Origin of the sequence: Kribbella hippodromi, assembly GCF_039531045.1 — a bacterium.
GTDB lineage: Bacteria > Actinomycetota > Actinomycetes > Propionibacteriales > Kribbellaceae > Kribbella > Kribbella hippodromi.
The window spans coordinates 42801-58368 of the sequence record NZ_BAAAPH010000018.1 but is presented as its reverse complement, the minus strand read 5'-3'; the positions used below and the strand labels follow the sequence as shown (position 1 = coordinate 58368).

Annotated in this window: 10 protein-coding genes; 8 read left to right on the top strand and 2 right to left on the bottom strand. The window is 69.1% G+C overall.

The genetic code is table 11. The features are described from left to right. The first annotated feature begins 3 nt into the window (after positions 1 to 3). Positions 4 to 1308 carry a cytochrome P450 gene (locus ABD260_RS25745; RefSeq protein ID WP_344237222.1) on the top strand — a complete coding sequence of 435 codons (1305 nt, stop codon included), beginning with the start codon at positions 4 to 6 and terminating at the stop codon, positions 1306 to 1308. A gap of 180 nt (positions 1309 to 1488) precedes the next feature. Then, positions 1489 to 1986 carry an NUDIX domain-containing protein gene (locus ABD260_RS25740; protein WP_344237220.1) on the top strand — a complete coding sequence of 166 codons (498 nt, stop codon included), beginning with the start codon at positions 1489 to 1491 and terminating at the stop codon, positions 1984 to 1986. Here the strand turns inward: ABD260_RS25740 and ABD260_RS25735 are convergent. Next, on the bottom strand, positions 1983 to 2786 hold the full coding sequence (locus ABD260_RS25735) for a TIGR03619 family F420-dependent LLM class oxidoreductase (RefSeq protein WP_344237218.1): 804 nt from the start codon (positions 2784 to 2786) through the stop codon (positions 1983 to 1985). The two genes, ABD260_RS25740 and ABD260_RS25735, sit on opposite strands and share 4 nt — an antisense overlap. Positions 2787 to 2979: 193 nt before the next feature. On the opposite strand from ABD260_RS25735, the gene ABD260_RS25730 reads away from it, so the two are divergent. After that, a complete protein-coding gene (locus tag ABD260_RS25730) occupies positions 2980 to 4536 on the top strand; it encodes a GGDEF domain-containing protein (RefSeq protein WP_344237216.1) in 1557 nt (518 codons plus the stop codon). A gap of 19 nt (positions 4537 to 4555) precedes the next feature. Continuing rightward, the gene (locus ABD260_RS25725; RefSeq protein WP_344237214.1) at positions 4556 to 6121 is read left to right on the top strand and encodes a GGDEF domain-containing protein; all 1566 of its coding nucleotides are present in this window, start codon (positions 4556 to 4558) and stop codon (positions 6119 to 6121) included. A gap of 18 nt (positions 6122 to 6139) precedes the next feature. On the opposite strand, the gene ABD260_RS25720 is transcribed toward ABD260_RS25725, so the two are convergent. Next, positions 6140 to 7582, bottom strand: a complete 1443-nt coding sequence (locus ABD260_RS25720) for a DUF7059 domain-containing protein (protein WP_344237212.1) — start codon at positions 7580 to 7582, stop codon at positions 6140 to 6142. A 202-nt stretch (positions 7583 to 7784) separates the two neighbouring features. Here ABD260_RS25720 and ABD260_RS25715 point away from each other — a divergent pair, with 202 nt between their 5' ends. The 4 genes from ABD260_RS25715 (at position 7785) to ABD260_RS25700 (ending at position 15562) form a co-directional block, all read left to right on the top strand. Beyond that, the gene (locus ABD260_RS25715) at positions 7785 to 9179 is read left to right on the top strand and encodes an alpha/beta hydrolase family protein (protein ID WP_344237210.1); all 1395 of its coding nucleotides are present in this window, start codon (positions 7785 to 7787) and stop codon (positions 9177 to 9179) included. Between the two features lie 220 nt (positions 9180 to 9399). Then, positions 9400 to 12144 (top strand): type I DNA topoisomerase, encoded by a 2745-nt coding sequence (gene topA, locus ABD260_RS25710; protein ID WP_344237208.1) that lies wholly within the window; start codon positions 9400 to 9402, stop codon positions 12142 to 12144. Positions 12145 to 12186: 42 nt separating this feature from the next. Beyond that, a complete protein-coding gene (locus tag ABD260_RS25705) occupies positions 12187 to 12618 on the top strand; it encodes a Fur family transcriptional regulator (RefSeq protein WP_344237206.1) in 432 nt (143 codons plus the stop codon). Between the two features lie 160 nt (positions 12619 to 12778). Further along, positions 12779 to 15562, top strand: coding sequence for a glycoside hydrolase family 2 TIM barrel-domain containing protein (locus ABD260_RS25700; protein WP_344237204.1), 2784 nt, complete (start codon positions 12779 to 12781; stop codon positions 15560 to 15562). Positions 15563 to 15568: the final 6 nt, after the last annotated feature.

Below are 15568 nucleotides of genomic sequence, written 5' to 3'. Positions count from 1 at the left end.
GTCATGGTTGCGACATACCTGAAGCGTTGGGTCGGCAGCCGGATCCTCAACAGGACCACTCGCAAGGGTGGTCTCGACCTGTCGAAGATGCGGATGTTCCCGAGCCAGGTTTCGATGCCGCTGCGCCGGCAGGGCCTGGATCCGGTGCCCGAGCTCGCGCGAGTGCGGGAGACGGAGCCGGTCCACAAACTGGCCCACCTGTTCGGGATGAACGTCTGGATGGTCAGCGGGCACGCCGAGGCGAAGGTCGTGCTCAGCGACTCCACCAACTTCAGCAACGACATCCGCCCGCTGGTCGGCTCGGACCCGAACAAGCCGTCGGAGGGGATCGGCGGCCTCGGCTTCACCGACCCGCCGGACCACACCCGGCTGCGGAAGCTGCTCACCCCGGAGTTCACCAAGCGCCGGCTGGCCCGGCTGGAGCCGGCGATCGAGAAGATCGTCAACGACCAGCTCGACCTGATGGAGGCCAAGGGCCCGGTCGTCGACATCGTCTCGGACTTCGCCTTCAACGTGCCATTCCTGCTGATCGCGGACCTGCTCGGCGTCGAGGAGCAGGACCGGGACCGGTTCCGTGCCCTCGGCCCGGCCCGGTTCGACCTGTCCGGCGGCGGGATCGGTGTGTTCGGGTCGGCCAGCGAGTCGCGGGAGTTCCTGTTCGAGATCGTCCGGAAGCAGCGCGCGAACCCGGGCGACGGGCTGATCGGGTCGATCATCCGCGAGCAGGGTGACGCGATCGACGACGTCGAGCTCGGTGGGCTCGCCGACGGCGTCTTCCTGGGCGGGTACGAGACGTCCGCGAGCATGCTCGCGCTCGGCACGTTGGTGCTGATGCGGGATCCGGAGAACTTCGAGCGGATCCGGACCGAGCCGGGCGCCGTCGACGGGATCGTCGAGGAGCTGCTGCGGTACCTGACCGTGGTCCAGGTCGCGTTCCCGCGGTTCGCCAAGCACGATCAGGAGCTGTTCGGTCACCAGCTGAAGAAGGGCGACCTGGTCGCCATCTCGCTGTCCGGCGCGGACCGCGACAAGGCGATTTTCGGCCCGGACGCGGAGGACTTCTACCCGCGCCGGAACGCCTCGGCCGCGCATCTCGCCTTCGGCCACGGCATGCACCGCTGCGTCGGCGCCGAGCTGGCCCGGATGGAGCTCCGGGCCGCGTTCACCGCGCTCGCCCACCGCTTCCCCGACCTGGCCCTCGCCGTCCCGGAGACCCAGCTCCGCTTCCGCGATTTCTCCCTCGTGTACGGCGTCGAAACCCTCCCTGTTCGTTTGCACGCCACCACCCCCGAGCAAGCTGCCGGGTAACGCCGCCCGGGGGGTGCCCGCCGGCTTTCATCAAGTGGGTGCTGCGTTCCCCAAACCGGTTTGGGGCGGTTTTGTACGTGGAGCGGGGAAGGTTGCACTCCCGGAATGGGCCGTTCCATTCCCCAAACCGGTTTGGGGAACCGGGTTGGAGGGGCGTGGTGCACTGGTGGGGAGGACCTGATGGGCGTGGGCGAAACGGTGCCGGAGTACCCGGAGTACCTGGCGGGGTTGCCGCGGAAGCGGGTGGCTGCCGGGGTGCTGTTCCGGTCGGCGGACGGGCGGGTGCTGCTGGTCGAGCCGTCCTACAAGTCGAACTGGGAGATCCCCGGCGGTGTCGTCGAGGCCGATGAGTCGCCGTGGGCCGGGGCGACGCGGGAGCTGGCCGAGGAGCTCGGCACCGATCGCGCGGTCGGCCGCCTGCTGGTCGTCGACCACGTGCACGGGTCCAAAGGGCGCCCCGACGCGATGGTGTTCGTGTTCGACGGCGGCGTGCTGGAGGAGGCTGACGTCGCGGGGTTCGTCTTCCCGGACGGCGAGATCCTGTCGACCGGTCTGTACACGCTCGATCAGGCCCGTACGCTCGGCAAACCGATGCTCGCGCACCGCCTGACCGCTGCTTTGGACGCGATCCGCGAAGGCACCGTCGTGCTCTGCGAGGACGGCAAGCGGGTGTCCTAAATCAGCCGTTCGGCGAAGGTGGTCAGGTCAGCGAGGTCGGCCGAGGTGACGACAAGGCGGGTGACGCCTTGCTCCGCGTACGCCGCGACGGCCTCCGCGGTCAGGTCGATGGACGCCCAGCGGGTGTACTCGAGATCGTCCCGGCCGGCTGTTGTCCGGACGAGATCCCACTGTGCCGCGCGCTCGGCGGGGGTCAGCGCGCCGCCCGGGAAGTACCCGTCGCCCCGGGCGCCGGCGCGGCGAGCGGCGACCCGGCTCGATCCGCCGATGTGGATCGGCAGCGGTGCCAACGGATGCGGAAAGCTGCTCACGTTCTCGAACTCGAAGAATTCGCCCGAGTAGCTGACGTCGGCGCCCGACCACAGCAGCCGCAGTACGTCGATCGCCTCGTCCGTCCGTCGCCCGCGCGAAGCGAAGTCGATGCCCATCGCCCGCGCCTCGCCCGGCAGGCTCCCGACCCCGACTGTCAGCAGCCGCAGCCGGCCCTGGGACAGCACGTCGATCGTCGCCAGCCGCTTCGCGAGCTGCACCGGGTGGTGGTAGGGCAGCAACAACACCGCGGTCCCGAGCAGCAGCCGTTCAGTGGCCCCCGCGACAAAGGTCAGTAGCTCGAGCGGATCGCCGTACGGAAGGTCGGCCGGCAGCTCGTACCCGCCGAAGGTGGCGCCCTGGTGGAGGGCGAGGTGCTCGGGTACGTACAAACCCTCGAAGCCGCAGGCCTCGGCGTGCCGCGCGAACCGGACCAGCCGCTCGGGATCGGTCCCGTACGCGGGCGTGCTGTAACTGACGGAGAACTTCACCGCCGCACGGTAAAACCCTGCCCCTGGGGGCAAGGCAAATGGCGACGCGGCGTGTACTGATTGTGGCACCAGGTGGTCGCTGGCGGTATCGGGTCGTGACAGGAGCCGGGTCGGTGGCCACAATGGGCGGTCCGGCCCGAGGTGCGGGTGACGGATCAGGAAAGGGCCGTCTGCGGGTATGGGGAATGGCGCGATGCCGGCGGACGCGGCGCTGACCGCCCGGATCGCCGGGGCGATGACCGCTGCGCAGTCGGGCGGGCATGCCGGCGCTGCGGCCGAGATCGAGGCGGTCCGGTCCGAGCTCGGCGGCGTACCCAGCTACGCGCTGGCGGCGGCCGAGTACGTCCGCGGAGTGACTGCGCATCACGCCAGTGATGCCGACGAAGCGCTCCGGGCAGTCGACGCGTGCATCGAGATCGCCCGTGCGATCGACGAACCGGGCTGGGAAGCGAACGCGCTGCCGATCCGGATCATCAACCTCGCGCGCAGCGGCCGGGGTGGGGACACGGTCAACGACCTGGTCGCCGCCGAAGCCGCGCTGAACCGGACGAAGGACGCCGGCCTGACCGCCTGGGCACACACCGGTCTCGGGTACGCGTACGACGTGCTGCGCTTGTTCGAGCTGTGCATTCCGCACTACGAACGGGCCACCCAGCTGGACGACGACGTGTTCGAGCTCGCCGAAGCCGAGGCGATCGACCGGCTGAACCTCGCCGAGACGTACCTGCGCTGGGCGCACGAACTGGAACGGCTCGGCGATCCTTTGTATACAAGGGAGATCGCCGACCGGCTGGCCTCGGCCGCGTACTGGGCCCGGGAGGCCGAGCGCGTGGTCGTGGACGACGAGAGCCAGGAGTTCTGGCGGCTCAGTGCCCGGCTCTGGCTGGCCGCGGCCGCGACCGGCGAGGACCCGGCGAAAGCGGTTGCCGACCTGACCGGGATCCGGGACGAGATCAGCAAGCTGGGTGAGACCGAGCGGCTCGCGATCGCCGGCGCGTACCTGGCCCGCGCGTTACAGGCAGCGGGAAAGTCCGAGCAGGCGAAGGCCGCCGCGGACCGGGCCGCTGCCGATCTGATTCCGTTGGCCGACCCCGCGACTCAGGTGCTGGTCCTCCAAACCCGGTCGGAGCTCGAGGCGATCGGTGGTGATCCCGGCGCGCTGGCCGGTTTGGCGTACGCGCAGTCGGTCGCACGGGGCTGGTGGAAGGAGCGGCAGCGGGCGCTCAACGCGGTCCGGCATGCTCTGGCCGCGCACGACCTACCGGCCCGGCACGACGCCGAGTGGCACGCGGCGCGGCAGGATCCGCTGACCGGTGTGGGCAATCGGCGGGCCCTGACCGAGCGGCTGACGGCGGCCCGTGACTCGGGCCGCGCGGTCACCTTGCTGGCGATCGACGTGGACAACCTGAAGATCGTGAACGACAGCTTCGGGCACGCGTGCGGCGACGAGTTGCTGCAGGTTGTGGCAAATCTGCTGGTAGAACAGGCACGAGCCACCGATGCCGTGGTTCGATCGGGGGGCGACGAGTTCTTCGTGGTGCTCGATCAGCCCGACGCCAAGGGCGGTGCCCAGCTGGCCGAGCGGATCCGGGTAGCGGTCGAGGCGATCGCGGCGGCGACGGAGAAGCCGTGGCTGCGCCGGCTCGGGCTGAGCCTCGGGTTCGCGGCGACGGCCGAGGGAATCGCGGTGGATCAGCTGGTCGCGGTGGCGGACCAGCGCCTGTACGCGGACAAGCGACGGAAAGTGTGAGACTGGGAGGGGAGGTGCGGTGCGGGAGACGTCGGGGGTGACGACACGGATCGCGGCGGCGATGACGCGGGCCCAGTCCGGCAGTCCGGCCGAGGCCGGGCAGGACATCAGCGCGCTGCTCGCCGAGCTCGGCCCGGAGCCCAGTCACGAGCGGGCGGCCGCCGAGTACGTGCGGGCCGTCGCGGCGCACCACGGCACCGACGCGGCCGAGGCCCTGGACGCGGTCGACGGCTGTATCCGGGTCGCGCGGGCGATCGACGAGCCGGGCTGGGAGGCGAACGCGATCGCGCTCCGGATCGTCACCCTGATCCGCACCGGCGAGGGCGGTGACTCGGTCGCGGACCTGGTCGCCGCGGAGAACGCCTTGTCGCGGACCCGGGATCTCGGTCTGGCCGGCTGGGCGCACACCGGCCTCGGCTACGCGTACGACCTGCTGCGGCTGTACGAGTTGTGCATCCCGCACTTCGAGCTGGCGGCGGACGGCGACCATGATCCGCTGGGGCTCCGCGAAGCGCCCGCGATCAACCGGCTGAACCTGGCCGAGTCGAACCTGCGCTGGGCGCACGAGCTGGAGCGGCTCGGCGACCAGTCGTACGACGAGGAGATCAGGCAGCGCCGGCAGGCCGCGCACCGATGGGCCGCTGAGGCGGTGGACGCGATTCTTGCCGCTGACCTGCTCGGGTACTGGCCGATGGCCGGGCGGATGTGGCTGGCGGCGAGCGACGACGAGACCGGTGCGGCCGAGGCGTCGGTGATCCTGAAGGACTGCCGGGACCAGCTCGCGAAACTGGGCGACTACGAGCTGGCGGCGATCGCGGGTACGTACCTGGCGCGGGCGTACCTCTCGCTCGGGCGGATCGACGAGGCACTGGCCGCGGCGGACCGGGCGGCGAGTGATTTGCCGCCGACCTCCGATCCGCCGGTGGAGGCGCTGATTCGGCACACGGCAGTGCAGATCGTGGCGGAGTCCGGGGACACCGGCGCGACCGTCGGCCTGCAGTACGCGCGGGCGATCAGCCGTGGCTGGTGGGCCGAGCGGTTGCGCGGTCTGTACGCCGTACGCAGCGCCCTTGCCAACCATGAGCTGTCAATCCGGCATGACGCCGAGTGGAAGGCGGCCCGGGAGGACCCGCTGACCGGAGTGGGCAACCGGCGAGCTCTGGACGAGCGGATGTCAGTAGCGCACGACTCTGGTCGCTCGGTGGCAGTAGTGGCGATCGATGTGGACAACCTGAAGGTCATCAACGACAGCTACGGGCATGCGTGTGGTGACGAGGTGCTGCGGCGGGTCGGACAGCTGCTGACTGAGCAGTGCCGTGCGGAGGATGTGGTAGCTCGTGCAGGTGGTGACGAGTTCGTCGTAGTGCTGGACAACCCGGATGAGCGTGGTGCGCCCGAGTTGGTTGAGCGGATCAAGTCCGCGGCGGAGCGGGAGGCTGAGCGGGCTGAAGCGCCTTGGTTCGCGATGCTGCGGCTCAGCGTCGGTCAGGCGAGTAGTGCGGACGGTACGTCGGTTGGTGACCTGCTGACGGAGGCGGATCGCCGCATGTACGCGGAGAAGCGCCGTCGCCGCTCTGCCCAGTAGTCCCTGCCAGTAGTCCCGTCAGTAGTCCAGGAAGCCTTCTACTACAAGCTGTTTGACCTGTGGGAGGTACTCCGACAGCACGTCGACCACCGGCCGCTCCATGAGGTCAGCCAGGGCGGCAAGGATCTGTCCGGTGCTCAGCTCGCCGTCACACGCGCCGACGAAGCCGGCCAGTACGGTGTCGACCTGCTCGGCCCTACGCATCCCACGCTGACGTCGCAGCACGATGGTGGCCGGGTCCTCGGCGCCTGGTTGACCAGTGGTTTCCTGGATCACGTCCTCGGCGACGCGGAAGTGCAGACCGGTCAGATCGGCCGGCAGGCCCTCAACGCGTTCGAACCGGTGCAGTACGTGCGGACCGATCGGACGCTCGATCTCGTACGGCCAGGACTCGGCGTACAGCGTGCCGTCGACGTTGTGCAGGCTGATCCAGCCCATGCCGATGGCCTCTACGTCGTGCTGGTCCAGGTAGCGCATCCACTCGTCGTACCTGGTCGCGTACGCGGGTGAGCCGTGCAGCCCCGCGTCGCGCAGCCACAGCTCCACGTACTCCGACGGGTCGAGCTGTTCGCGCTGGACCGCCCATGCGGAGCGGTCACCCGTCCACCGGGCAATGCGGTCCTGCCACGGCTCGCCGCGTACACAGGTCCAGTTGGCGAGTAGCTGGCACCAGCCACCATCAGTCAGGTGCTCCGGCGCTTCTCGTACGAGCTGCTCGACCACGGTGTCACCGGCGAACCCGGTCTCGCGGTACGTGAGGTCACCACCGGGCGGTGAGATGACGTACGGCGGGTTGCTGACGATCAGGTCGAAGCGCTCGCCCCGCACCGGCTCGTACAGACTGCCGTCGCGGAGGTCGACGTCGACGTGATTGAGCGCAGCGGTCCAGCCGGCGAGCTGCAGTGCGCGCGGGTTGACGTCAGTCGCGACCAGCTGGTTGACCCGGTCCGCGAGGTGCAGCGACTGAATCCCACAGCCGGTGCCGATGTCCAGCGCGCGGTCCGCCTTGACCGGAACAGTCAGCTGCATCAGGCTCAGGCTGGCCGGTGCGATGCCGAGGACGTAGTCGCTGCGCATCGCCTCGCGGCGCCCGTCCAGGCCCGGGGTGAGGTCGGCGACCACCCAGCAGTCCCGCTCGTCGTCCGCGAACGGGCGGATGTCCAGCACCGCGCGGGCTTCGCCGCCACTCACCTCGATGATGCCCAAGGCAACCAGCTCGACACCGGGAAACGCGTTGCGGACAAGCTCTTCTGGCACGCTTCGCTGCAGCAGAAACAACCGGATCATGGTGTCCAGCGGATCGTCGCTCCCCGTACGCGCTGCCGCCGGCGAGGTCTCGTTCCGCGCAAGCGCCGCGTTCGCCTCCGCCCCCAGCCGCTCCGCAACCCCAGCCACGGTGTACCCGGCCGACACGAACGCCGCCCGCAACCCGTCCACCACCCGCCCCGCCAACTCTCGCATCCCGTCATCTTGTCAGCAGCTTGCCCCCTGCACCTGCGGGGCTGACCCCTGAGTTGGAGGGTTGCCCCCTGAGAATTCGAGGGGCCAACCCTGCACCTGCGGGGCTGACCCCTGAGTTGGAGGGTTGGGGTGAGGGCGGCTGTCATCGAGTTGGGATGTGGTCTTCATCACGGAGAGAAGCGTGGCGGTGACCATGAGTCGCATGCCGCGTCAACGACTCAGCAGCCACAGCAGCCTCAGCAGCCTCAAGCCAACCAGGCGTCACGTGCTCACGGCCGGTGCGGCTGCGGGGTTGGCGCTCCTCATGCCGGGCCTCGCGTCCGCGCGACCGCTCGATCCGGACCAGTTCCGTACGCCGCTCGACCCGGACGAGTTCCGTTCACGGGTCGATCCGGGCGAGTTCCGTACGCAGGGCGACCCCGACTTTCATCCGGTGAGGTTCCGCGTACCGGCGCCGACCGGGCGGAAGGCGCTCGGGACGACCGCGATCCATCTGATCGACCGGTCCCGGCAGGACCCGAGCATGCCGAGCGGGCAGCGGGAGCTGATGATCAGCGTCTGGTACCCGGCGTCGATGTCGGCGAGTGCACCGTTCGCGAGGTACATGCCGCCGAAGACTGCGGCCGACGTGGACGAGGCGTGGACCGGCGAGGAAGGGCTGGCGCTGCCGCCCGGGTCGTTCGACTTCGCGAACACGCTGACGCACGCGCGCGTCGACGTCCCCGTCCAACCGCTCCGCCACCCGGTCGTCCTGTTCTCGCCCGGCCAGGGGGACAGCCGGTTCGTGAACACCGCGCAGGTCGAGGACCTGGCCAGCCGTGGGTACGTCGTGGTCACGATCGACCATTCGCACGAGTCGCCGGTCGAGTTCCCGCGCGGGCGCTTCCTGCCCGGAGCGCCGGCGCCCGAGGTGCCTGATCCGGCCTGGACCCGGACAGCACTCGAGACGCGTACGGCGGATGCGCGGTTCGTACTGAACCAGTTGGAGCACCTCGCCGACGGGCAGAACCCGGACGCCGACGGAAAGGACTTGCCGGACGGACTCGCTGACAGCCTCGACCTGCGCAAGGTCGGCATGTTCGGCTACGGGCTCGGCGGGTACACGACCGCGAACACGATGCTCGTGGACCGGCGGGTGGCCGCCGGAGTGGACCTGGACGGCACGCTCCAGGACGACCGGGCCAAGGGGCCACTTGGTGAGGTCGCCGAGAAGGGGCTGAATCGGCCGTTCCTGCTGTTCGGGTCGGACCAGAGCCAGCGCACCGACCCGGGCAAGGACAACTACGACCCGTCCTGGGCGAGTTTCTGGGCGGCGCAGCGCGGCGGCCGGCTGAATCTGGCACTGCTGCACACCAAACAGAAGGCGTTCACCGACTACCAGTTCATCTTCTCCCAGCTGTTCCACGACATCTACGGCAACGACCCGGTCATCGGCTCGGTGATGCGGGCCTTGGTCGGCAGCGCGAAACCGGCCCGGAGCGTGCTCGCGCAGCGCGAGTACCTGGGCGCGTTCTTCGACCTGACGCTGCGCCGCCGCCCGGTCCTGCTGCTCCGCGGCGATTCGCCGAAGTTCCCCGAAGTACGGTTCGCCGGCTGAGACGGCGTACGCTCGTAAGCCTGGTCGCGACGCGCGGTCCGGGTGGGGCGTTCGCCACTTTCTGAAACCCTGGGAGGCGTACCAGGGGCCGGACCGGTTACCGTGCGTTGAGAAATGCGTTGCCGTCGGCCGTACTCTGTCCTCGGGCGAGTCGGTCTGTGCCGGGGGAACAGGCGTCGGTGGAAGGGCGTTGTCGGCAGGGACGAGAGTAGGGAGCGCAGTGGCAGGGGCAGCAGGGACGAAGACAGCGGCGGGCACGCGTCTGGTGATCGTCGAGTCGCCGAAGAAGGCGCGGATGATCGCCGGCTTCCTCGGGTCCGGGTACGTGGTGGAGTCCAGCTTCGGCCACATCCGGGACCTGCCGAGCGGCGCCGACGAGATCCCGGCGAAGTACAAGGGCCTGCCGTGGGCACGGCTCGGCGTGAACGTCGAGGACCACTTCGACCCGCTGTACGTGGTGCCGGCCGACAAGAAGGCGCAGATCCGCAAGCTCAAGGACCTGCTCAAGGGCGCCGACGAGCTCTTCCTGGCGACAGATGAGGACCGTGAGGGCGAGGCGATCGCCTGGCACCTGCTGGAGGAGCTGAAGCCGAAGGTCCCGGTCCGCCGGATGGTGTTCCACGAGATCACCCCGAAGGCGATCCAGGACGCGGTCGGCAACGCCCGGGACATCGACGAGGCGCTCGTCGACGCCCAGGAGGCGCGCCGGATCCTGGACCGGCTGTACGGGTACGAGGTTTCGCCGGTGCTCTGGAAGAAGGTCATGCCGAGGCTGTCGGCGGGCCGGGTGCAGTCGGTCGCGATCCGGATGGTGGTCGACCGCGAGCGCGAGCGGATCGCCTTCCGCAGCGCCTCGTACTGGGACCTGGACGCGACCTTGGACGCCGGTGAGAGCCGGACGCCGCGGCAGTTCCCGTCCCGCCTGGTCTCGGTGGACAGCAAGCGAGTGGCGCAGGGCCGCGACTTCAGCTCGACCGGTGAGCTCAAGGGCGCGAACACGGTCCACCTGAACGAGGCGACCGCGACCGCGCTGGCCGGTGCGCTGCGCGAGTCGCAGTTCACGGTCCGGTCGATCGAGTCCAAGCCGTACACCCGCAAGCCGTACGCCCCGTTCCGTACCACCACGCTGCAGCAGGAGGCCGGGCGGAAGCTCGGTATGTCCGCGTCGCAGACGATGCAGGTCGCCCAGCGGCTGTACGAGAACGGCAACATCACCTATATGCGTACCGACAGCGTGACGCTGTCGGACACCGCGATCACCGCCGCCCGGGCGCAGGTCCGGGAGCTGTACGGCGCGTCGTACCTGCCGGAGAAGCCGCGCGTCTACACCTCCAAGGTGAAGAACGCGCAGGAGGCACACGAGGCGATCCGGCCGGCCGGCGAGACCTTCCAGACTCCGGCGCAGACCGGTCTGAGCGGCCCCGAGTTCCGGCTGTACGAGCTGATCTGGATGCGGACGATCGCGTCCCAGATGAAGGACGCGGCCGGGAACAGCGTCTCGATCAAGATCGACGCGACCGCCTCGACCGGGGAGAAGTGCGAGTTCACCTCGTCCGGCCGGGTGATCACGTTCCACGGGTTCCTCAAGGCGTACGTCGAAGGCGCGGACGATCCGTCCGCCGGCACCGACGACCAGGAGACCCGTCTCCCGAACGTGGAAGAGGGCGACGTACTGCCCGCGCTCGAGGTGCTGGCTTCGGGGCACGAGACGAAGCCGCCGGCGCGCTACACCGAAGCGACGCTGATCCGCGAGCTGGAAGAGCGCGAGATCGGCCGGCCGTCGACGTACGCGTCGATCATCGGCACGATCCAGGCCCGCAAGTACATCTACAAGAAGGGCCAGGCGCTCGTACCGGCCTGGCTGGCGTTTGCCGTGGTCCGGCTGCTGGAGGAGCACTTCACCCGGCTGGTGGACTACACCTTCACCGCCTCGATGGAGGACACCCTCGACGAGGTCGCCGCCGGTGACCTGCAGCGCGAGGGCGTGCTGGCCCGGTTCTACTTCGGCGACGACAACCTCGAGGGCCTGCAGTCGATGGTGACCGACCTGGGCGACATCGACGCCCGGGAGATGTCGACGTTCCCGGTCGGCGGGGACGACAGCGGGGTCGTGGTCCGGGTCGGGCGGTACGGGCCGTATGTCGAGGACAAGGACGAGCGGCGCGCGAACGTACCCGAGGACCTGCCGCCGGACGAGCTCACCGTCGACAAGGCGAAGGAACTGCTGGAGCAGCCGTCCGGGGTCGAGCACGAGCTCGGGAACGCGCCGGACACCGGCTTGAAGGTGGTGGCCAAGGCGGGGCGGTTCGGTCCGTACGTGACCGAGGTGCTTCCCGAGGACGCGCCGAAGGGTGCGAAGCCGCGGACCGGGTCGCTGCTCAAGTCGATGACGCTCGAGTCGATCGGGCTGGACGACGCGATGAAGCTGCTGTCGCTGCCGCGGGTGGTCGGTGTCGATCCGGAGAGCGGTGACGAGATCACCGCGCAGAACGGGCGCTACGGGCCGTACCTGAAGAAGGGTACGGACTCGCGGTCGCTGTCCTCCGAGGAGCAGATGTTCGACATCACCCTCGAAGAGGCGCTGAAGATCTACTCGGAGCCGAAGCAGCGTGGTCGCCGGGCGGCCGCACCGCCGCTGAAGGAGCTGGGCGAGGACCCGGAGTCGAAGAAGCCGGTGGTGGTGAAGGAGGGCCGCTTCGGTCCGTACGTCACCGACGGGGAGACGAACGCGACGCTCCGCAAGGACGACTCGGTCGACACCATCTCCTTGCTGCGGGCGGCTGAACTGCTGGCGGAGAAGCGAGCGCGTGGGCCGGTGAAGCGGCCGGCCAAGAAGACTGCCGCCAAGAAGACAGCTGCCAAGAAGACCACGGCGAAGAAGACTGCCGCGAAGAAGACCACGGCGGCCAAGAAGACGACCGCGAAGAAAACGACGGCCAAGAAGAGCGCGACGAAGAAGTCCTGAGCCTGGTTTGATGGTGCCCAGGGCGTAGACGAAGGAGCGCGGATGACGAGTGCGGTTGAGGTCAGCGCGCAGCGGTTGCGGGATCGGGGCGAGCGGGTCACCCCCGCTCGGCTCGCGGTGGTCGAGGTGCTCGCGGGCACCGAAGAGCACCTGAGTGCCGAGCAGATCGGTGAGCGGGCCGAGCAGTTGCGGCCGGGGATTCACCGGGCGACTGTGTACCGGGCGCTGGATGCGCTGGGTGAGTTCGGGCTGGTCACGCATGTGCACCTTGGGCGGGCCGGGACGACGTACCACCTGGCGGGGGATCTGGCGCCGCGGCATCTGCATCTGCGCTGCTCCGAGTGCGGCACGGTGATCGACGCGCCCGGCGACATCCTGGAGTCGGCCCGCAAGAAACTGGCCCGCGAACTCGGCTTCCACCTGGCCCCGGAACAGGTAGCCCTGGTCGGCATCTGCAAGAACTGCCAGCCATAACCCACGCCCCGCCTCCCAACACCCAACCGCCCAACGCCCCACCCCACGCCGCCCCGCGCCCCGCCCGTGCTGTTGCTCCGGGTGAGTGGTTGGGGGTTTGTTGTCCATATCTGTTGATAGGTGTGGAGTTGTGAACAAGTTGGCCGTAGGCTCGGGTCTCGTGAGTGACTACGTTGAGGACTTCGGGTCCGGGGCCAACCTGCTGCCCCCGCGTTCCTGGCTGGATGACGACGCCCGGCGGGTGCCGCTCGGCGGGGAGTGGAGCTTCCGGCTGTCGCCGACGGTGGCGACCGCCCCGGACGACCTGACCGACCCGGACACCACCGGCTGGGACACCATCACCGTCCCGGGCCACTGGCAGCTCAGCGGGTACGGCAAGCCGGCGTACACGAACGTGGTCTACCCGTTCCCGCTCGAGCCGCCGTACGTGCCGACCGACAACCCGACCGGCGACTACGTCCGCACCGTCACCGTCCCGGACGACTTCGCGGGCGCCCGGATCGTGCTCCGGTTCGAGGGCGTCGACTCCCGGTTCGCGGTGTACGTGAACGGCGAATGGGTCGGGTGGTCCTCCGGATCCCGGCTGGCCTCGGAGTTCGACATCACCGAGCTGGTTGCTCCCGGCAACGAAGCACAGATCGCGGTCCGCGTACACCAGTGGTCGGCCGGCAGCTACGTCGAGGACCAGGACATGTGGTGGCTGTCCGGGATCTTCCGCGAGGTCAACCTGCTCGCGCTCCGCCCGGACGCGCCGACCGACGTGTTCGTGAAGGCGGCCTGGGACCACGTCGACGGCGCCGGCACGCTGCTGGTCGAGTCCGACGTCGCGGGCACGGTGAGCATCCCGGAGCTCGGGCTGGAGGTACCGACCGGCGAGCACACCCGCGTCGAGGGCGTGCAGCCGTGGAGCGCCGAGGTGCCGCGGTTGTACGACGCCGTGCTGCGTACCGCCGGTGGTGACGTCCGGTTGCGGATCGGGTTCCGTACGGTCGCGATCGTCGACGGGATCTTCACCGTGAACGGCAACCGGGTGCTGTTCAACGGCGTCAACCGGCACGAGTTCCACCCGGATCGCGGCCGTGCGGTGACCGAGCAGGACATGCTCGACGACGTACTGATCATGAAGCGCGCCGGCATCAACGCCGTACGCACCAGCCACTACCCGCCGCACCCGCACTTCCTGCAGCTGTGCGACGAGTACGGCCTGTACGTGATCGACGAGTGCGACCTGGAATCACACGGTTTCGGGTACGAACCGCAGCCGCCGAAACTGCCCAACCCGGTGATGGACGAGCGGTTCCGCGACGATCTGGTGCACCGGATGCGCCGGACCGTACACCGCGACAAGAACCACCCGTCGATCGTGATCTGGTCGCTCGGCAACGAGTGCGGGATGGGCGACAACCTGAAGGCCATGTACGACCTGGTCAAGGAACTCGACCCGTCGCGGCCGGTGCACTACGAGCGCGACACCGAGGCGGAGTTCGTCGACATCTACTCGCGGATGTACGCGTCGCCGGAGCAGTGCGCGGAGATCGGCGCGGACACCTCGAAGTACCGGAACCTGCCGTACATCCTGTGTGAGTACGGGCACGCGATGGGCAACGGGCCGGGCGGGCTGCTGGACTACCGCGAGGTGTTCGAGAAGTACCCGCGCTGCCAGGGCGGTTTCATCTGGGAGTTCATCGACCACGGGCTGCGGACCACGATCGACGGGCGCGAGGTCTACGCGTACGGCGGTGACTTCGGCGAGTCGATCCACGACGGGAACTTCGTCTGCGACGGGCTGCTGTTCCCGGACCGGACGCCGTCGCCCGGGATGCACGAGTTCATCAAGGTGATCGAGCCGGTCCGTATCGTTGCTGATGGCAACGGTGGGGTGACGGTGACGAACCACTACGAGGTGCTGGACACCAGTCATCTCGTGTTCACGGCGCGGGTCGAGGTCGAGGGCGAGCTGGTCGAGAGCAGCGCGTTCTCCGTTCCGGTGCTTGCGCCGGGTGAGTCGGCGTCGGTCGAGCTGCCGCCGGCGCTGGACAAGCTGCGCGCCGAGGGCCGGCCGGAGACCTGGCTGACTGTCACCGCCGAGCTGGCGGAGGCGACCTCGTGGGCTGACGCCGGTCATCGGATCGCCTGGGGTCAGGTTCGGCTGGACGAGCCGGCCGCGAGCGCTCCGGTGCTGACTGGTACGCCGGCCGCGGGTACGACCGGGGTGAACGGGATCGACGTTGCCGGGCTGAAGAACGTTCGGCTGGACGTGTGGCGGGCGCCGATCGACAACGACGCGATTCCTGGGGTCGCGGACGCGTGGCGTGAGCAGGGCCTGCACCGCGTACAGCACCGGATCGTTTCGCAGGGTGAGAACGACGGTGCGTGGGAGGTTGTCACTCGTACTGCGCCGCCCGCGCTGCAGTGGGGTCTGCGCGCTACGTGGCGTTGGACTGCGGTTGAGGATGGTGTGGTGCTGCAGCTCAGCCTCGTACCCGAGGGGCTGTTCCCGGAGGTGCTGCCCCGGTTGGGCATCACGTTCGAGCTGCCGAAGGTGCAGCAGGTCGAATGGTTCGGTACTGGGCCGAACGAGGCGTACGTGGACACCCGCGCGGCCGCGGCGGTCGGGAAGTACACCGCCACTGTCGCCGAGCTGCAGACCCCGTATGTCCGTCCGCAGGAGAACGGCCAGCGAATCGACACCCGCTGGGCCAAGCTCGACGCTCTCCGCATCGAAGCGGCAGACGACCTCTTCGGCCTGACCGTCCGCGACTGGACCACCCAGGACCTGGAGTCCGCCAAACACACCCCAGACCTGGTCCCCGGCGACACCACCTACGTCACCTTGGACATCGCCCAAACCGGAGTAGGCACAGCCGCCTGCGGCCCCGCCCTCCCCGACCGAGACAAACTGAAAACCACCCCCGCCCACCTGACCCTCCACTTCACCAACTAGCGGACG